The 19,183-nt window shown below is 48.2% G+C and carries 19 protein-coding genes; 16 read left to right on the forward strand and 3 right to left on the reverse strand.

Features of this window, described 5'->3' with window-relative positions; translation table 11 throughout:
- Both H6A32_RS05735 and htpG read left to right on the forward strand, forming a co-directional pair.
- A partial coding sequence (locus H6A32_RS05735; RefSeq protein WP_204863910.1) for a PD-(D/E)XK nuclease family transposase occupies window positions 1–391 on the forward strand: 391 nt, incomplete at its 5' end.
- A gap of 334 nt (window positions 392–725) precedes the next feature.
- Window positions 726–2,786, forward strand: a complete 2,061-nt coding sequence (gene htpG, locus H6A32_RS05740) for a molecular chaperone HtpG (protein WP_204863911.1) — start codon at window positions 726–728, stop codon at window positions 2,784–2,786.
- Window positions 2,787–2,890: 104 nt separating this feature from the next.
- Here the strand turns inward: htpG and H6A32_RS05745 are convergent, their stop codons facing one another.
- Window positions 2,891–3,382, reverse strand: coding sequence for a DUF5721 family protein (locus tag H6A32_RS05745; protein WP_204863912.1), 492 nt, complete (start codon window positions 3,380–3,382; stop codon window positions 2,891–2,893).
- 160 nt (window positions 3,383–3,542) lie between these two features.
- Between H6A32_RS05745 and H6A32_RS05750 the strand changes: the two genes are divergently transcribed.
- The 9 genes from H6A32_RS05750 to H6A32_RS05790 all read left to right on the forward strand — a co-directional run bounded on the left by H6A32_RS05750 (window position 3,543) and on the right by H6A32_RS05790 (window position 12,913).
- A complete protein-coding gene (locus tag H6A32_RS05750) occupies window positions 3,543–4,835 on the forward strand; it encodes a M18 family aminopeptidase (protein ID WP_204863913.1) in 1,293 nt (430 codons plus the stop codon).
- A 38-nt stretch (window positions 4,836–4,873) separates the two neighbouring features.
- Window positions 4,874–5,683 (forward strand): 23S rRNA pseudouridine(2604) synthase RluF, encoded by an 810-nt coding sequence (rluF, locus tag H6A32_RS05755; protein WP_087169300.1) that lies wholly within the window; start codon window positions 4,874–4,876, stop codon window positions 5,681–5,683.
- Window positions 5,680–7,662, forward strand: a complete 1,983-nt coding sequence (gene ligA / locus H6A32_RS05760; RefSeq protein WP_243424864.1) for an NAD-dependent DNA ligase LigA — start codon at window positions 5,680–5,682, stop codon at window positions 7,660–7,662. Before rluF ends, ligA begins: the two co-directional genes overlap by 4 nt.
- A gap of 2 nt (window positions 7,663–7,664) precedes the next feature.
- Window positions 7,665–8,351, forward strand: coding sequence for a Crp/Fnr family transcriptional regulator (locus tag H6A32_RS05765; protein ID WP_087255530.1), 687 nt, complete (start codon window positions 7,665–7,667; stop codon window positions 8,349–8,351).
- A gap of 102 nt (window positions 8,352–8,453) precedes the next feature.
- Window positions 8,454–8,768, forward strand: a complete 315-nt coding sequence (gene trxA, locus H6A32_RS05770) for a thioredoxin (RefSeq protein ID WP_087169257.1) — start codon at window positions 8,454–8,456, stop codon at window positions 8,766–8,768.
- Between the two features lie 100 nt (window positions 8,769–8,868).
- Window positions 8,869–10,341, forward strand: coding sequence for an ATP-dependent Clp protease ATP-binding subunit ClpX (clpX, locus tag H6A32_RS05775; RefSeq protein WP_204863914.1), 1,473 nt, complete (start codon window positions 8,869–8,871; stop codon window positions 10,339–10,341).
- A 62-nt stretch (window positions 10,342–10,403) separates the two neighbouring features.
- Window positions 10,404–12,095 carry a S8 family peptidase gene (locus H6A32_RS05780; RefSeq protein WP_204863915.1) on the forward strand — a complete coding sequence of 564 codons (1,692 nt, stop codon included), beginning with the start codon at window positions 10,404–10,406 and terminating at the stop codon, window positions 12,093–12,095.
- A 14-nt stretch (window positions 12,096–12,109) separates the two neighbouring features.
- Window positions 12,110–12,397, forward strand: a complete 288-nt coding sequence (locus H6A32_RS05785) for a hypothetical protein (RefSeq protein ID WP_087169260.1) — start codon at window positions 12,110–12,112, stop codon at window positions 12,395–12,397.
- A 6-nt stretch (window positions 12,398–12,403) separates the two neighbouring features.
- Window positions 12,404–12,913: a signal peptidase II gene (locus tag H6A32_RS05790; protein WP_204863916.1), complete on the forward strand. Its 510-nt coding sequence runs from the start codon at window positions 12,404–12,406 to the stop codon at window positions 12,911–12,913.
- Here H6A32_RS05790 and H6A32_RS05795 read toward each other — a convergent pair.
- Window positions 12,888–13,826: a D-2-hydroxyacid dehydrogenase gene (locus H6A32_RS05795; protein ID WP_204863917.1), complete on the reverse strand. Its 939-nt coding sequence runs from the start codon at window positions 13,824–13,826 to the stop codon at window positions 12,888–12,890. The genes H6A32_RS05790 and H6A32_RS05795 overlap by 26 nt on opposite strands.
- A gap of 194 nt (window positions 13,827–14,020) precedes the next feature.
- Here H6A32_RS05795 and H6A32_RS05800 point away from each other — a divergent pair, with 194 nt between their 5' ends.
- Window positions 14,021–14,878, forward strand: coding sequence for a YitT family protein (locus tag H6A32_RS05800; RefSeq protein ID WP_087169263.1), 858 nt, complete (start codon window positions 14,021–14,023; stop codon window positions 14,876–14,878).
- Between the two features lie 71 nt (window positions 14,879–14,949).
- Here H6A32_RS05800 and pepT read toward each other — a convergent pair whose 3' ends face one another.
- Window positions 14,950–16,170, reverse strand: coding sequence for a peptidase T (gene pepT, locus H6A32_RS05805; protein WP_087169264.1), 1,221 nt, complete (start codon window positions 16,168–16,170; stop codon window positions 14,950–14,952).
- A gap of 197 nt (window positions 16,171–16,367) precedes the next feature.
- On the opposite strand from pepT, the gene H6A32_RS05810 reads away from it, so the two are divergent.
- The 4 genes from H6A32_RS05810 to aspS all read left to right on the forward strand — a co-directional run bounded on the left by H6A32_RS05810 (window position 16,368) and on the right by aspS (window position 19,153).
- Window positions 16,368–17,018, forward strand: a complete 651-nt coding sequence (locus H6A32_RS05810; RefSeq protein ID WP_204863918.1) for a hypothetical protein — start codon at window positions 16,368–16,370, stop codon at window positions 17,016–17,018.
- 69 nt (window positions 17,019–17,087) lie between these two features.
- On the forward strand, window positions 17,088–17,432 hold the full coding sequence (locus H6A32_RS05815) for a DUF3784 domain-containing protein (RefSeq protein WP_158099311.1): 345 nt from the start codon (window positions 17,088–17,090) through the stop codon (window positions 17,430–17,432).
- A 166-nt stretch (window positions 17,433–17,598) separates the two neighbouring features.
- Entirely contained in the window at window positions 17,599–17,802 is a 204-nt protein-coding gene (locus H6A32_RS05820) for a hypothetical protein (RefSeq protein ID WP_204863919.1), read from the forward strand.
- Window positions 17,803–17,821: 19 nt separating this feature from the next.
- On the forward strand, window positions 17,822–19,153 hold the full coding sequence (aspS, locus tag H6A32_RS05825; RefSeq protein ID WP_204863920.1) for an aspartate--tRNA(Asn) ligase: 1,332 nt from the start codon (window positions 17,822–17,824) through the stop codon (window positions 19,151–19,153).
- Window positions 19,154–19,183: the final 30 nt, after the last annotated feature.

Raw genomic sequence — 19,183 nt, forward strand, 5'->3', positions numbered from 1 at the left:
AAAGGCCAGCGGACCGGAAGATGTGATGGAGTGGATGCGTTTCTTTCGAGGGCAGAATAAAGAGGAGCTGAAAGAAGTGGCAAAGGGAAATGAATATCTGGAAGGAGCATACGAAGATTTAGTAAAGATGAGCCTGGATGAGCAGAAGCGTCTAGAGTATGAAGCCAGAGAGAAAGCGATCCTGGATTACAGATCCAATATGGAGGGAGCCCGGAATAGGGGCTTCCAGCGGGGCATGGAGCAGGGCTTCGAGCGTGGAATTACTCAGGGAGAGCAGTCGATGCTGATTCAGCTTTACCGAAAGAACCGTCTGACGTTGGAAGAGGCGGCAGAAGAGGCAAAAATGCCAGTAGAAGAGTTCCAAAAGCTTGTGGAAAGCAAAGAGGAATAATATACATTTTTGCGGAAGGCGGTCTTCCGGTAGAAGATGTTGCGTGGGCATGTGACTGTTATGACGCAGCGCGGGAAATGCAGATCGGAACGTCTTTGAATCTCTGGGATATCCCGGCTATGCAGTAGTGTGCGGGTAGAAAAACAGCATGAAAAAGTGAAAAAGGATAGATTATCAGCACTCTTTTGGAAAGAGTGCTAATTTTCTATTGACTTTTTCAGATCCGAGTATTAAGATTACTGTTAGATGTGAAAAGAAGATATGCCGGCGGAGCTGAAAGTGCCATGAGAAGGAGTGCACCGCCGGCACGATATATGATGAAGGAGTGATTATCATGTCAGTAAAAAAAGGAAGTCTTTCCATCAGCAGTGAAAATATTTTTCCTATTATAAAGAAGTGGGTGTATTCAGACCATGACATTTTCTTCCGTGAGATGATTTCAAACGGATGCGACGCCATTACAAAGCTGAAAAAGCTGGATATGATGGGCGAATACAGCCTGCCGGAGGATTACAAGCCGGAGATTCACGTTGTAGTCAATCCGGAAGAGAAGACACTGAAATTCATCGATAACGGTATCGGTATGACAGCAGATGAGGTAGAAGAATACATCACCCAGATCGCATTTTCCGGTGCAACCGAGTTCCTTGAGAAATATAAAGACAAGACGACAGAAGACGATATGATCGGCCACTTTGGACTTGGATTTTACTCTGCGTTCATGGTAGCGGATGAAGTGCATATCGATACTCTTTCCTATAAAGAAGGAGCTGAATCCGTTCACTGGGTAAGCGAAGGCGGCACAGAGTATGAGATGCAGCCAGGCAATAAGGAAGGCGTAGGTACCGAGATTACTTTGTTCTTAAATGAGGACAGTTTACAGTTTGCAAACGAATACCGTGCAAGAGAAGTACTTGAGAAATACTGCTCTTTCATGCCGGTTGAGATTTATCTCGAAAAGGCCAATGCACCGACCGAGTATGAGACCATCGATGAGAGCGAACTGAAAGATACCGACGTCGTAGTAGAGCACATCCATGAAGATGCAAAGATGGAAGAGCGCGAGAATGAAAACGGCGAAAAAGAAATGGTAGAAGTTTCTCCGGCTAAAGAGAAAGTCAAAATCGAGAAACGTCCGGTTCCGATCAATGACATTCACCCGCTGTGGGCAAAACATCCAAACGAATGCAGTAAAGAAGACTACATCGAGTTTTACAGAAAAGTATTCCTGGATTATAAAGAACCATTATTCTGGATCCATCTGAATATGGACTACCCGTTCAACCTGAAAGGAATCCTGTACTTCCCGAAAATCAACACCGAGTACGATTCTATCGAAGGAACAATTAAGCTGTACAACAATCAGGTATTTATCGCGGACAATATCAAAGAGATCATTCCGGAATACCTGATGCTCTTAAAAGGTGTGATTGACTGTCCAGATCTTCCGCTGAACGTATCACGAAGCGCTCTGCAGAACGACGGATTTGTAAATAAAGTGGCTGACTACATTTCCAAGAAAGTCGCTGACAAACTGACAGGAATGTGCAACACAGATCTGGAAAATTACGAGAAATACTGGGACGATATCAGTCCGTTCGTAAAATTCGGATGCCTCAAAGACCAGAAATTCTGCGATAAGATGATGGATTCCATCCTCTTCAAGAACCTGGATCACAAGTATCTGTCCATGAAAGAACTGATCGGCGAAGCACCGGAAGAAACCGAAGAAGAAAAGACAGAAGATCAGAAAGCAGAAACAGCAGACGAGAAGAAAGAGCCGGAGAAGAAGACTATCTACTACGTGACAGATGAACAGCAGCAGAGCCAGTATATCAACATGTTCAAGAGCCAGGGCATGGATGCGGTCATCCTCTCCCACAATATCGACTCTCCGTTCATCACACAGTTAGAGCAGAGAAATCCACACATCCACTTCCAGAGAATTGACGCTGACGTCACAGATCAGTTCAAAGAAGAAGTGAGCGCAGAAGAAAAAGAAACATTCGACAAACGCGCAGAAGAAATTGCCGGCATCGTGAAAAAAGCGATGAACAACGAAAAATTAAACGTCAAAGTCGAAAAACTCAAAGACGAGAGCGTTGCATCCATGATGACCCTCTCCGAAGAGTCCAGAAGAATGCAGGAAATGATGAAGATGTATGGCATGGGCGGTATGGACGCTTCCATGTTCGGAACCGACACCACACTCGTACTGAACATCAACCATCCACTGGTACAGTACATCGAAAACAACAAAGACAACGAAAACATCAACCTCATCTGCCAGCAGCTCTACGACCTGGCAATGCTGTCCAACAAACCACTCAACCCGGAAGAAATGACAGCATTCATCAAACGAAGCAACGACATCATGATGATGCTCACAAAATAACTTTTTTATTCAAAGGGGACGTGTTCCGATGCATCGGAACACGTCCCCTTTGAAAAATCTGTATTGCAATCTGTACCGTACAACTTTTGTGCTTGTGGTGTTTTCTACCGATTTTCTTCAAATTCCAGTCCTTTTTGTGTGAATATTTTGGTTACCATGCTGTCCCATGTGTGTTCCAGGCTTTTGTCAAGTACAAATGTGTGGAAGGATGTTCCAGTGGTGCATGTGAGTCTGGTGCCGTCGAAGCGAAAGTTCAGGTACAGGCCTTTGATATCGCTGGTCTGGTATGGGAGTCCTTCGTTTTGGAGGAGGGACTCAATCTGATCCGGAGCGAGGGAGAGAATGAAGTGGAAGCGTAATGGTGTCTGTTTTCCTTTGATGAGGGAGAAGCAGTATTCTCTTACCTGTTTCCAGCGGACGTAAGGCTCAGGGCTTTCATTTTCGGTGTCCGGATAGAATTCCGGGTGGTAGGTTCCGTCGATCTGGAAGGTGCAGTAGGTCGTGATTTCTCCGCTGATGAAGGAGAAATTGTCGAAGCGGCCGGACAACAGAAGGACGGACATACAGTTTTTTGTATTCATGATATAGCTGACCATTCGTAAGCCTCCATGGTTTGTAGTTTCTTAATTTCCTTGTACCAGTATACCAGAATCGTTGTAAAAAAGATATAGACTTGTTTGGAAGTTCTCCCGGCGTTGACTTTTTGTCTTGTTGTAAGTAAGATAGAGGTAGCGCAAAATGAGATCAGGAGGTCAGATGACGATGAATGAAATAGAACGCTTGCTTACATTTACAAAGGAAGCGGTTTCCCCGTTCCATACGGTGGAGGCGGCGGGGAAGCTGCTGGAGGAGAAGGGATTTTCCCCGCTTTCCTGGAAAGAGGAATGGAGCCTGAATCCGGGCGGAAAATACTACCTGGTTCACCATGGATCCGCGCTCTTTGCATTTACCATCGGAAAAGACGCAAAGAAGGAGCAGGAGATACGGATGGCGGCAGCCCATGGTGATTTTCCGGGATTTCGGATCAAACCGGATCCGGATATGAAGGCAGAAGCGTATATCAGGCTGAATACGGAGCCTTATGGAGGGGTGAATCTGGCGAGCTGGATGGACCGTCCGCTTTCGGCAGCGGGACGTGTGGCAGTCCGCGGGAAAGATGCCTTTCATCCGGAAATGCGGCTGGTAGATTTTGAAAAACCGGTTCTGACGATTCCGAATATTGCTATTCATCTGGACCGTGAGATGAATAAAGGAAGAGAATTAAACCGTCAGACCCAGATGCTCCCGCTTGCAGCCATGGGAACCGGAGCGGAAGAGAAGGGATTTTTTAAGAAATACCTTGCGAAAAAGCTGGATGTAGCGGAGGAGGATATTCTGGAATATGAGATGAATATCTACAATGCGGATCCGGGAGAGCTGATTGGATTTGAAGAGGAATTTGTATCCGGACCGAGACTGGACGACCTGACCGGAGTGCTTGCGATTCTGGAAGGCCTCTGGGACGGCGAAAGAACGGGCGGCATCAATCTTGGAATCGTGTTCGATCACGAGGAGATCGGAAGCAGCACCAAGCAGGGAGCCGGATCGACGCTGCTTCTTCTGCTTCTGGAGAGAATTGTGACAGCTCTTGGATGGGACCGGATGGATCTTCTGAGAATGCTGGAGGATACGATGCTGCTTTCTGTGGATGTAGCCCACGGTGTACATCCGAATTATCAGGAAAAGGCGGATCCGACGAATCATCCGGTGCTGAACGGGGGATTCTGTATCAAGGAAGCTTCTTCCCAGAGCTACGCTACGGACAGCGAAGCGATTGCCATTGTACAGGCACTCTGCGAGGAAGGAAAGATTCCGTACCAGAAATTTGTAAACCGCTCGGACGGAACCGGCGGCGGAACACTGGGAGCGATTGCGTCCGCCCTGGTACCGGTGCGGACCATTGATATCGGCGTGCCGCTTCTTGCTATGCATTCCAGCAGGGAATTGATGGGAAAGAAAGATATGAAAGCGCTGACTTCCTTTATCCGCACTTTCTTTTCAGCGGAATAATGGAAGATGAGAAAGAGAAAAGGGGAGAAAACAGGATTTTGAACAGCCAGATCGAACGACAGTTTCAGGAACGTTCCAAAAGAGAAGCTTTACGTCTGAATAAATTTTTGAGCGAAGCAGGGGTCTGCTCCCGCCGGGAGGCGGACCGTCTGATTGAAGCCGGCCGGGTGACCGTGGACGGAAAAAAGGCCGAAACAGGTATGAAGATCACGCCGGGACAGGAAGTCCGGGTAGACCAGAAACTGGTGAAACCGGAGGAGGAAATGATTGTCCTTGCGGTCAACAAGCCAAGGGGAATTGTCTGTACGGAAGAGAAGCGGGAGCCGGACAATATTATCCGCTTTCTCAATTATCCGACCAGAATCACGTACGCAGGCAGGCTTGACAAGGATTCCGAGGGACTTCTTCTGATGACAAATAACGGGGATATTATCAATAAGATGATGCGGGCAGGCAATTATCATGAAAAGGAATATCTTGTTACGGTGGACAAACCGGTGACAGAGGAATTCCTGCAGCATATGGCCCGTGGAGTTCCGATTCTTGATACGGTGACAAGACCATGTCAGGTAAAGAAAGAGGGGAAAAAGACCTTCCGGATTGTCCTGACACAGGGACTGAACCGTCAGATCCGCCGGATGTGCGAGGCACTCGGCTATAAGGTCGTGACGCTGAAGCGTGTGCGGATCATGCAGATCCGCCTTGGAGATTTAAAGCCGGGGCAGTACCGGCCTCTTACAGAGCAGGAGCTTGCAAGCCTGGACCGGATGCTGGAACACTCTTCCAACATGCCGGAGCGTGATCGGAAGAACCGGGAAAGAAAAGAGAACAGGAGACAGAAACCATGACAAAAATACAGGGAAGCATAGAAGAAAAGAAGCAGAGGATGACCGAGCTTGTCGATCTGTTGAATGAGGCAGGACGCGCCTACTATCAGGAAGCGCGGGAGATCATGAGCAACTTTGAGTATGACAGGCTTTATGATGAACTGCTTTCGCTGGAGGAGGAGCTTCAGACGACCCTTGCGGCAAGCCCGACGGTGCATGTCGGATACGAGGTAGTCAGCGAGCTTCCAAAAGAACGGCACGAGCGTCCGATGCTCTCTTTGGACAAGACCAAGGAGGTGGGCCGTCTGAAAGAATTTCTGGGAAACCAGACTGCCCTGCTTTCCTGGAAAATGGACGGGCTTACGATTGTCCTGACCTACCGGGACGGGGCGCTTTTTAAGGCGGTCACCAGAGGAAACGGAGAAATCGGGGAGGTTGTTACCAACAATGCCCGGGTGTTCAAAAACATTCCGTTAAAGATTCCTTATCAGGGAGAACTGATTCTCCGTGGCGAGGCGGTGATCCGTTATGATGATTTTGAACGGATCAACGAGGAAATCGAAGATGTGGATGCGAAATACAAAAATCCGCGGAATCTTTGCAGCGGTTCCGTGCGGCAGCTGAATAATGAGATCACGGCAAAGCGAAATGTCCGCTTTTATGCCTTTTCCCTTGTGCGGGCGGATGGCGTAGACTTTGAGAACTCCAGAAAACGCCAGATGGAGTGGTTAAAAGAACAGGGCTTTGAGACTGTAGAATATCATATGGTAAATGCAGGCACGATCGAGGAAGAAGTGGCCTGGTTTGCGGATCAGATTCAGAAAAATGAAGTGCCGTCCGACGGGCTGGTGCTTCTGTATGACGACATTGCTTACGGCCAGTCTTTAGGAAGTACTGCCAAATTCCCCCGGGATTCCTTCGCTTTTAAATGGGCGGATGAAATCCGGGAGACGACGCTTCGGGAGATCGAGTGGAGTCCGTCCAGGACAGGGCTGATTAATCCGGTGGCTATTTTCGATCCGGTAGAGCTGGAGGGAACGACCGTTTCCAGAGCCAGCGTCCACAATATCAGCATTATGGAGGAACTGGAGCTGGGCATCGGGGACCGGATTCAGGTGTACAAGGCCAATATGATTATCCCGCAGATCGCGGAAAATCTGACCAGAAGCGGAGTACGGGACATTCCGGAAACGTGTCCGGTGTGCAGCGGGAAGACCGAGGTCCGGCAGATCCTGAATGCAAAAGCGCTCTACTGTACGAATCCGCAGTGTCAGGCAAAACAGATCAAGGCATTTACCCTTTTTGTCAGCCGGGACGCCATGAATATTGACGGGCTTTCTGAGGCGACCATGGAAAAGCTGATCGGAAAGGGATTTATCCATGAGTTTGCGGATATCTACCACCTGGATGAACACCGGGAGGAGATTCGGGAGATGGACGGTTTTGGAGAAAAGTCCTGCCAGAATCTGCTGGACAGCATTGAAGCGTCCAGAGAGACGACACTTTCCAGGCTGATCTACGCCCTTGGTATTGAAAACGTGGGGGCGGCTACGGCAAAACTGATTTGCAGACAGTTTGATGACGATCCGGAAAAGATTGCCGATGCAGACCGGGAGGCATTGAGCCGGATTCAGGGAATCGGGGATGTTATTGCCGGAACATTTACAGAGTATTTTCAGGATCCGGAAAAGAGAGCCCGGTATGAAAATCTGTTAAAGGAAGTTCATCTGCAAAAGGAAGAGCGGCAGGAGCAGCAGAGCTTTGCCGGAATCAATTTTGTCATTACCGGATCGGTTACACATTTTAAAAACAGAAACGAAGTCAAGGAAGAGATTGAGAAACGGGGCGGTAAGGTGACAGGTTCTGTAACATCCAAAACAAACTACCTGATCAACAATGACACCGAATCCACTTCCTCCAAAAACCGGAAGGCGAAAGAGCTCGGAATTCCGATTCTTTCGGAGGAAGATTTTCTGGATATGCTGAAAAACGAGGGATAAAAATGGGAAATCATGCAGAAAATGAAATAGAAGCGTACCTGCCCTTCTGGGAGAGCCTGACTGAGTCCCAGAAGGCGAAGATCCGTTCGGAGGCAGTGCAAAAAACAGCCGGAAAAGGAGAAATTGTCCACCGGGGAAGCGGTGACTGTCTGGGATTTCTGATTGTAAAAAGCGGGCAGCTAAGAGCCTATGTGGTCTCGGAGGAAGGAAAGGAGATCACGGTATACCGGATGTTTGAGAGGGATATGTGCCTTCTGGCGGCAAGCTGTATTTTCCGGAACATTGATTTTGAGATCTGGATGGAGGCGCGGGAGGAAACGACCTACTGGGTCATCCCTCCGGTCGTCTATCAGGAGCTGATGGATACGTCTCTTCCGGTCATGAAATATACAAACGACCTGATGGCGGAGCGGTTTTCCGACGTCATGTGGACGATGGAGCAGATCCTTGGAAAGAGTGTGGACAAGCGTCTGGCAGCACTGCTCATCGAGGAAGCCCAGAATACCGGGGAGGAGGAATTTTCCCTCACCCACGACCGGGCGGCGAGAGAGCTTGGAACGGCGCGGGAAGTGGTCACAAGGATGCTGCGGTATTTCCAGCAGGAGGGGCTTGTGCTTCTTTCCAGAGGAAAGGTCCGGATCCTGGACCGGGACCGCCTTTATGCGCTGGCGGAGGAGAGTCTTCGATAAAAAAGCGGCCGGCTTTGTGACTTTGTTACGGAAACAGGTGGGAAATTGCGTATAATAGGAGACAGAAACAAGGAAAACAACAATTCACAGGAGGAATAATAGATGGCAGAAGTAATGACAATCACACAGGAAAATTTTGAAGCGGAAGTATTAAAATCCGAGAAACCGGTATTAATTGATTTCTGGGCAGAATGGTGCGGACCATGCCAGACCTTTATCCCGATCATCCATTCCTACGCAGAGAAGACGGACGCGGTAAAAGTCGGAAAGATCAATGTGGATGAAAACAGAGAGCTTGCAAAGCAGTTCCGGATCTTGAGCATTCCGACAGTCATGCTGTTTCAGAACGGCGAATCCGTAAAACGCCATTCCGGAGTCCTGATGGAGGACGAATTAAAGGCGTGGGTGGAAGAGTAAAGCATCAGTTTAGAAAAACTTTACTTGTCCGAACGGGACATCTGGGCTATAATATCTTCTATAAAATTCTATAAAATCAGTATAGAAGGGGTTTTAGCAAATGTCAGATGAAAAGAATACAACGATCGACGAAGTGAACACAGATGACCGGAAACTCGAAGAGACTGTCAAAGGCGTTGTAGAAGATACGTCAAAAGATGACAGCGAATATGAAAAACTCTGCTCTATCTGCCACCGCCCGGAAAGCATTGCGGGAAAGATGATAGAGCTTCCGAATAACCTATATGTCTGTCCGGATTGTATGCAGAAGAGCTTTGATATGATGAATAACGGACAGATCGACTTAAACCAGTTGATGCGGATGCCGGGTGTTCAGATTCTGAATATGCAGGATCTGGAAAACATGATGCCGAAGCAGCAGAAGGTAAAGAAGAAAAAAGAGAAGAAAGAAGAAAAGCCGGAGCTGGATCTTCACAATATTCCGGCGCCGCACAAGATCAAGGCAAAGCTGGATGATTATGTGATCGGCCAGGAGCAGGCGAAGAAGATTATCTCGGTAGCGGTTTACAACCACTACAAGAGAGTGGTGACCGATACGATGGATGACATCGAGATCGAAAAGTCCAACATTCTGATGCTTGGACCGACCGGTTCCGGTAAGACATACCTTGTAAAGACACTGGCAAGGCTTCTGGATGTACCGCTTGCCATCACGGATGCGACTTCCCTTACAGAGGCCGGCTATATCGGTGATGACATCGAAAGCCTGGTGTCAAAGCTTCTGGCGGCAGCCGACAATGATGTAGAGAAGGCAGAGCGGGGAATTATCTTCGTAGATGAGATCGACAAGATTGCCAAGAAGAAAAATACAAATCAGAGAGACGTCAGCGGCGAATCCGTACAGCAGGGAATGCTCAAGCTTCTGGAAGGAAGCGATGTGGAGGTTCCGGTAGGAGCCAACAGCAAGAATGCCATGGTACCTCTGACTACGGTCAATACGAGAAACATTCTCTTTATCTGCGGCGGAGCCTTTCCGGGGCTTGAGCAGATTATCAAAGAGCGGCTCAATAAGCACTCCTCCATCGGCTTTATTGCAGATCTGAAGGACAAATATGACAACGACAAAAATCTGCTGTCAAAGGTGACGGTGGAGGATCTGCGAAACTTCGGAATGATTCCGGAATTTCTGGGACGTCTCCCGGTGATCTGCACATTGCAGAGCCTGGATCGGGATATGTTCGTCAAGATCTTAAAAGAGCCTAGAAACGCGATCCTCAAGCAGTATCAGAAGCTCCTTGCTTTGGATGAGGTGCGTCTGGAATTTGAGGATGACGCGCTGTACGCCATTGCGGAGAAGGCAATGGAGAAGGATACCGGAGCCAGAGCGCTGCGTGCCATTATCGAAGAGTTCATGCTGGATATCATGTATGAGATTCCAAAGGATGACAGCATCGGAGAAGTGATTATCACAAGGGACTACATAGAGGGAACCGGCGGACCGGTGATCCGGCTCAGGGGCCAGGAAGTGCCTCCGCTGCTTGAGAATAATCCGGTACAGGAGTCCGGTCTTTAAAAAAATGAAATAAGTAATATGGGACCTGCATATACTTACAAAAAGTATATGCAGGTTTTTTGATGGATGTAGAACAGTGCAGGGAAGCGGTTTTGTCGGAAGAATATCGGGATTTTATGTTCACAGACCGTTTTTTTTCTTTACTCAGGGAAGGCACCTATCTGACACAGCCGGCAGGAACTTTGTATCAGAATGTGTATCTGCCGCGCTCTGAGGCAGAGCGTTTTCCGGAAAATGATATTCCTTATTATTCCATTCCAAAGTGTTTCACGCCGCTCGATATGGGGGCCTTAAATGCTGCCGGGATTACGACAGTACAGAATTATCCGGGACTGGAGCTGAAAGGGCAGGGGATGCTGATCGGATTTCTGGATACCGGGATCGATTATACAAATCCGGTGTTCCGAAGTCTGGACGGATCCACCCGGATTCTGGGGATCTGGGACCAGACCATTCAGGACGGCAATCCGCCGGAAGGATTCTGCTATGGAAGTGCCTATACAAGAGAAGATATTAACAAGGCACTGCAGCAGGAAGATCCGTTGGCTTTTGTGCCGACAAAAGATGAGGACGGGCATGGAACCTTTACGGCAAGCGTGGCAGCAGGAAGCGCCAATGTGGAGAACCAGTTCGTGGGGGCTGCGCCGGAGGCGATGATTGCCATGGTGAAGCTGAAACCCGCAAAACAGTATCTGCGGGAGTATTATTTTATCCGGGAAGGGGCCTTGGCCTATCAGGAGAATGATATGCTTGCCGGACTTTACTATTTAAACCGGCTGGCGCTGAAATATGACCGGCCGCTTGTACTCTGCGTGCCCCTGGGGGGCAGTCTTGGAGGGCATAACGGGACGGCGCCGGTATGTGAGGAACTGGAATTCTATGCCGGTCAGAAAAACCGCGTAGTTGTGACAGGAACAGGAAACGAGGCAGATAAGCGGCATCATTATCAGGGAGAGACCAGCGGACAGAAGGAAAGGGAGATGGTGGAACTTCGGGTCGGGCCGGGAGTACGGGGATTTCAGGCGGAAATCTGGACAGACATTCCGGATGTTCTGGCAGTCTCATTATACTCTCCGTCCGGGGAGCAGATTCAGAAAGTTCCGATCCGTCAGAACAGTAGAAATGAATACCGTTTTCTTCTGGAACAGACAACAGTTATTATAGACTACCGTCTTCTGGTAGAGCGGACGAATTCGGAACTGATTATTCTGAGATTTATCAATCCGGCAGAAGGAATCTGGAAAATCGGTCTGGAACCTCTGCAGAGTATCGACGGGCTTTTTCATATCTGGCTTCCGGTTTCGGATTTTCTGACGGGAGAAGCCTATTTTCTGAGGTCGAGCCCGGACGAGACGATTCTGGAGCCGGGAAGCACACCGTCAGCTATTACCGCTTCCTTTTATAACTGGGAAGAAAATTCGGTTGCGGTTCAGTCCGGCAGGGGCTATACTAGAAACAGGATGATCAAGCCGGAATTTGCCGTTCCGGGCGTTAATGTGACAGGGGCTGTTCCGGGAGGAACCTTTACGGAGAGGTCCGGTTCCAGCGCGGCGAGCGCTATTGCGGCCGGAAGCGCGGCGCTTCTCTTGCAGTGGATTATACAGGATCAGAAGTCTCAGGCATCCTCGGCTCAGGTGAGGAATATTCTTATTCTTGGTACAAGAAGGATTCCTGGAAACGAATATCCGAACCGGCAGTGGGGCTATGGTACGATGGACCTTTACCACACCTTTGAAGAGATACGGCAGTTATAAAGGAGGAAGAAACAATGGATGATTTTTTTAGCGAACTTGGGAAGAAAATTTCAGAGACTGCAGATATTGTAGGAAAAAAGACCAATGAGATCCTGGATACGGAAAAGCTGAAAAGCCGGATCCGTACTCTGGAACGTGCCAATGAGCGGGACTATATTGACATCGGCAAGTCCGTCTATGAGAAGTTTCAGGAGAATGAGGTGACAGATGAGTCATGCATTGAGTTCTGTGAAGCGATTGAGAAAAGACAGGAGCAGATCGAAGACCTGAAAAAGGAGATCGACCGGATCAAAGGAGAATAAATGCGGATGAAGAAATGGATGATGGGATTTGCGGCCGTTCTTCTGGGTGCAGATCTCTTCTGTAAGTACCGTACGGAACAAAAAGCCGACGTAGAGAAAGAAAAAGAGCTTTTCGGAGGGAAAGTGCTGATCCGCAAGGTACACAATCATGGATTTGCCCTGAATGTGTTAAGCGGAGAGGACCGGATTGTAAAGGGAGGATCCCTTCTTACCGGAATCCTGCTGCTTTGTTACCATGTGAAGCTGTTTTTTTCTAAAAAAGGAACATGGAAATTTGCAGGGACATCCTTGATGCTTGCCGGGGCGCTGAGTAATCTATACGACCGTTTCAGGAGAGGCTATGTGGTGGATTACATCGGATTTGCGGCGGCGGATCCGCAGATACGAAAGATTACGTTTAATATCGGAGATTTCTGCCTGATGGCCGGGGCTGCCGTTCTTGCAGCCGCCCAGGCCGCCAGATCAGTCACAAAAGAAATCCGGAAAGAGGTTAAGAAGCAGAGAAAAACTCTTTAATCTGACCATGAATAATTTCCATCAGCCGGGTGCGGGATTCTACCGCCGCCCAGGCAACATGGGGTGTGATCAGAAGTTTTTTACTGTCTCTGATATCAAAGAGGGGATTGTCAGCTGACATCGGTTCCTGACAAAGTACGTCAAGACCGGCCGCGGCGATGGTTCCCTTTTTTAATGCGTCCGCCAGATCCTGCTCCACAACGATCGGTCCCCGTCCGAGGTTCAGCAGGATGGCGGATGATTTCATCTTTTCGAGAGCTTTTGCATTGATCAGCCCTTCCGTATTTGAATTCAGAGGGGCGTGAATGGAAATAATATCGGAGGTGGATAATAAAGTGTCAAAGTCCACCTGATGATAGCCTTCCTGCTCCGGGCTGCCTGAGGTAGAATAGTATACAACGTCCGCACCAAAACAGGAGGCAATATCAGCTACCCGGCGGCCGATGTTTCCAAGTCCGATGATGCCGAAGCGCATGGAGCAAAGTTCATGAAAGTGCTCGGCAAAATGGGTGAAGATCCGGTCGTTGATATAGCTGCCTTCCTTGACATAGTCATCGTAATAGCGGAGCTTTTCCAGCAGGTAAAAGAGCATGGCAAAGGTGTGCTGCGCAACGGATTCGGTAGAATAGCCGGCCACATTGTGCCAGGCTATCCCACGGCGTTCCAGATAGTCTTTATCCAGATTATTGGTACCAGTGGCGGTGACGCAGACCAGCTTTAAATGGGAAGCGTTCCCGATGGTTGTTTCGTTGACGGGTGTTTTATTGACAATCAGAACATCAGCGTCCTGAGTCCGTGCAGATGCTTCCGAAGGTGTCGTGAAGTCGTGATAGATCACTTCGCCCAAGTCTTCAAAAGCGGACAGATCGATATCTGAGCCGATGGTTTTGGCATCCAGAAATACAAGTTTCATGAAAGAGCCTCCTTATTATTTCTTTTTTTTCATTATAGACAGAACGAACGGAAAAGTAAAGAAAAGGGGTTGACAATAAATCAGAAGAAATAGTATACTAATCCTCAGAAGAGCATTTGCGAATTATACTAATAGTTTGCAGATGTTATTTTTTTGGAAAAAAGAGAGTAAAACTGCGGAAAGGAGAATCCAACATGAAGAAACTGGATACGAAGAAACTTGGAATTGACATACTGATTGATATTGTCGGGGGAATTCTGATTGCAATTGGAACATACAACTTTGCCGCCATGGCGAAATTCCCAATGGTAGGATTTAACGGAATTGCTTTGATTTTCTATCATTTGTTTGGACTGCCGATCGGTACGGTTGCGATGCTTCTGAATATCCCGGTTGCCATTGCGTGCTTCCGGATCCTCGGAAAAGACTTTTTTATCCGCTCCATCCGGACGATCATCATTACGTCCGTGATCATGGACGTTGTTGCGCCGATGTTCCCGGTATATACCGGTGACCGGATGCTGGCAGCAATCTGTACGGGTATTTTCTCCGGTCTGGGCTATGCCCTGATCTACATGAGAAATACATCTACAGGAGGATCGGATTTCATCATGCTTTCTATTAAGGCGTTGAATCCGCATCTGTCTCTTGGAAAGATTTCATTTGCGCTGGAAGCGATTGTTGTTCTTATTGGAACAATTCTTGTTTCGAAAGATATTGACAGCCTGATCTACGGTATGATGATCAGCTTTATTCTCTCAGCGGTTGTGGACAAGGTAATGTACGGAATTGATTCCGGAAAGATGTCTCTGATTGTGACAGACTTTCCGGTAGAAGTGGCGGCACGGATCGACGAAGAAGTCGGACGGGGAAGCACGTTCTTAAAGGCAGAGGGAAGCTATTCCCATATTCAGAGAGATGTTGTACTCTGTGCATGCAACAATAAAGAAATGTACGGAATCCGTAAGGTTGTAAAGGAGATTGACCCGAAGGCATTTATCATCATTGTAGAGTCCAACGAAGTACTTGGAGAGGGATTCAAGGCCCACTAAAGCCCGGGACATGTAGGAGAAAACAGAAACGGCAGAGATCATTCAGGTCTCTGCCGTTTTTTTCGTATTTTTTATTTCTGTTCTGCGTAAAGCTTTACGATTTCGACTACTACATCGGTTGCAAGATCCATTCCCTCTACTGTGATATGTTCATATGGTCCGTGGTATGCGTGTCCGCCGGTACCAAGGTTCGGGCAAGGAAGTCCTTTGAAGCTTAACTGGCATCCGTCTGTGCCGCCGCGGATCGGAAGAATCTGAGCCGGAACATTGGCACGTTCACAGGCAGTTTTCGCATTCTCAATGAGGTGCATGCAGTCCTTGATAATGGTGGACATATTCTTGTACTGCTGTGTGATCGTCAGTTTTACTGTGCCTTCGCCCCATTTTTCGTTCAGGTCTTTTTCGATCAGACGAAGTGTCTGCTGGCGTGCTTCAAACATGGAAGCGTCATGATCTCTGAGGAAGTAGTGGAGTTCCGCCTTTCCTACATCTCCGCTCATGGAAACAAGATGGTAGAATCCTTCATATCCTTCAGTTCCACGAGGTGTCTCGCAGCCCGGAAGCATGTTGTTGATTTCCATGGCAACAAGGCTTGCATTGATCATTGTATCCTTGCTGGATCCCGGATGAACGGCAAAGCCTGTGATTTCAAAGTCTGCTTTGCATGCGTTGAAGTTTTCGTACTGGATTTCCCCTTCGCCGTCTCCGTCCAGAGTGTAGCCGAAGTCCGCGTCGAATTCCTCTACATTGAAGTGGGAAGCGCCGGTTCCGATCTCTTCGTCCGGTGTGAAAGCAACACGGATCGCTCCATGAGGAATGTTTTCTTCTTTGATGCGTTCGATCATGGTCATGATCTCGGCAATGCCGGCCTTGTCATCTGCTCCGAGTACTGTCGTGCCGTCTGTTGTGATCAGAGTACGGCCTTTCAGTTCCGGAAGATGAGGGAAGGCGCTGACTTCCAGTACACGGCCGCTGTCGCCAAGCACAACGTCTCCGCCGTCATAGTTTTCATGGATCACCGGAACGATGTCATGGTCGCAGAAATCGGAAACCGTGTCCATGTGAGCGATGAATCCCATCTTCGGGCAGTTCTCGTAGCCCGGAGTTGCCGGGATCTTTCCGTATACATAGCACTGATCGTCCACATGAGCCTCCACGCCCAGCTCTTTCAGTTCGTCTACCAGAATGTTCGCGAGATCAAACTGGCATTTGGAAGATGGAACAGTTTCGCTGTTCTCATCGCTTGGTGTCCTGACAACGACGTATTTTAGTAATCTTTCATAAGCTTTCATTGGAATTCCTCTCCTTTATTGTAAATTTTCCTATATCCCATTATAGCATTTTTTACAGGATGTACAAGTCCCGAAAATCCGGAAGGACACTTTGGAGGGAGAATTGTAGGGAAAAAATAGGGAAAGATGTAGTATAATAACGCTGAAATGATATGGAAAAGAAGAGGGAAAGAAAATGGAACGACTTTTGATTGTAGATGATGAACCGGGAATCCGGATGCTTTAAAAATTATCTCGCAGCCGGAAAAGAGTACATCCGGCATCATCTGCCGCAGCAGGCACTCGTTAGTGCCGTTCTGTTTGGCGCGGCTCCCCTGATTGCCGGAGTCGAGAATTTAAGTCAGGTGGAGACAGCACAGCTTCTGGATTTTTATGCCGTACTGCCCGGCATGATTCTTTTGATTCCGATTTTCCTTCCGGAACAGAATCCGGACATCCGGGATCTGATCCGGTCAAAATATACTTCCATGGGAAGCATTTATCTGATCCGGATTCTACTAAGCGCTCTTGTGATGGTGCTTCTGACCACGGCTTTTGTGTGGATGCTGAAACAGGGCGGATGCAGTTTTCCAGCAGGGAAATTCCTTCCGGCAGCACTTTCCGGAATGATTTTCCTGGGAGGACTGGGGGCCGCGGCTTACGCTCTGAGCGGAAATCCGGTCATCGGTTATATGGCATCTCTTGCATATTATCTGTTCGCTTTCGGGACCGGAGAAAAATATCTGGGCAACTGGTTTTTGTTTTCCTTGTCGGCGGGAGGCTATACAGAAAAAAGGTATCTGGCTGTGACCGGCCTTATATGCCTCCTGATGGCAGTGTGGGTAAGTATTCATAAAGAACGATCCTGAAAAAGAAGCACTTGCCTTTTCTGGAAATCGGAGTAAGATAATAGAAGACCGATGCAAAGGAGAAGGATAATGGAACGAGTGATTGTAATTGCAGTGTTTATCTGCATGATGATGACGGCGCTTCTGATTGCCCACGCAGTGGTCTTTACTGTTCTGGGTGAAAAATGCGTCTGGCTGATTAAAAGTTACCGGGATCTTCCAAAGGAGAAACAGAATCTCTATGATCCGGGCCTTGTTGTAAACGGGGCAAGAAACGGACTTGTGTTGTGGGCACTGTGGTTTGTGCTCGGAGCCGTGCTTTCCTATGTGCTGACACCGTTTCTTGTAGTGGTATTTCTCGGCGTATGGCTGGCGGCTTTCTTTTCCGGCAGAAGCTTTAAGGAAAAAAAGTACGAAAAATATAAAAGGTCTTGACAGAGCACTCCTTTCGATCTAGAATGAAGAAAATCGAAAGGAGCTGCTTTTTTGTATGAGCCCGGTATTAATGAATCAGTTTGTAAGCATGAACAGGGACGACGATAGGTAGCGCTTGTATTGTGAGAGAGTTCACAGGTACAAGCGCTTCTTGTGTTGTACCTGTGTGGAAGAAATAGAAACAGAATCACACAGGATGAGGAGAAATCTTGTGTGGTTCTGTTTTTTTGTTACCGAAAAGCCAAAGGTACAGCCAACAGCTCTTTTTATTCTGGCAGGAAAGGTTGTGATCGAATGGGACATAAAGACGATGCCCACATGGATGAGGATCCGGATGGAAAAGGAGAAAATAACGATCAGAAATTCATGAAAGGGTAAGGAAAAGAAAGATGGAAGAAATCAGATATATCGGAGGAAACGTAAAAAATCAGCAGGAGGAACTCAGCCTTCTGGAGCATGCAGGGGAGATTGTGGAGATACACGGAAGCATTTACAAAATCCGGAAGATGAGAGGGTTTGCATTTGTGCTGCTGCGGACGGCAAAACACGTGATTCAGTGTGTTTATTCCGAAGAAAAGGCATCCTTTTCGCTGGAGGAACTGGAAGAGGAAAGCTGCGTGATCTTCCAGGCGGAAGTGGTGAAGGAAGAGCGGTCACGGACCGGTGTGGAGCTGCATCTGATCGGGATGGAAGTACTCTCAAGGCCGTATGAAAAAAGCCCGGTGGTCATCAATCAAAAGCAGGTGGACACATCCATCGCCACGCTGCTTGACTATCGTCCGGTGACACTTCGCAATGAAAAGGAACGTGCCATTTTCCGGATTCAGAACGGCATTACCAACGCGGTACGCAGATTTTTGCAAGGAGAGGGATTTACGGAGATTCATACACCGAAGATCGGATCCGCAGGAGCCGAAGGCGGAGCCAATATTTTCCGGCTGGACTATTTTGGAAAGGAAGCGTATCTGGCACAGAGCCCGCAGTTTTATAAGCAGATGATGGTAGGCGTCTACGAGAGAGTCTTCGAGATCGCGCCGGTATTCCGGGCGGAGAAACATGACACCTCCAGACATTTAAACGAGTATATAAGCGTGGACTTTGAGATGGGATATGTGACGGGAGTGGAAGAGCTGATGGAGATGGAGGCTGCAATGCTGAAATTCGTATTCACTTCTCTGAAAGAAGAGTGCAAAGAAGAGCTTGCCCTCCTTCAGGTGGAGATTCCGGAATGGAAAGAAATCCCGGCGATTCCATTTGCCAAAGCAAAAGAGATTGTGGCCAAGATTCGGAAAAGACCGGTGGAGGAGCCGGAAGACCTGGAACCGGAAGAAGAAAAGCTGCTTTCCGAATGGATTCTAAAAGAGACCGGAAGCGAGCTTGTCTTTGTAACCGAATATCCGGAGAAAAAGCGTCCATTTTATGCTATGGACAGCGAGACAAATCCGAATGTGACAAAAAGTTTCGACCTTCTTTACAAAGGTCTGGAAGTCACGACAGGAGGGCTTCGGATTCACAATTACGAAGAACAGGTGGCGAAGATGAAACGAAGAGGTATGCATCCGGAAGTGTTTGAAAGCTATCTCATGGCACATAAGTGCGGACTGCCGCCGCACGGAGGCCTGGGACTTGGACTGGAACGATTTACAAGCAGGCTGCTTGGCTTTGAAAATGTGCGCCGGGCATCCCTGTTTCCAAGAGACATCCACCGGCTGGTGCCGTAGGAAAGTAAAGCGAAGGCTGTGCGGAACGAC

Source organism: Drancourtella massiliensis, from assembly GCF_016900655.1.
Lineage (GTDB): Bacteria > Bacillota > Clostridia > Lachnospirales > Lachnospiraceae > Sellimonas > Sellimonas catena.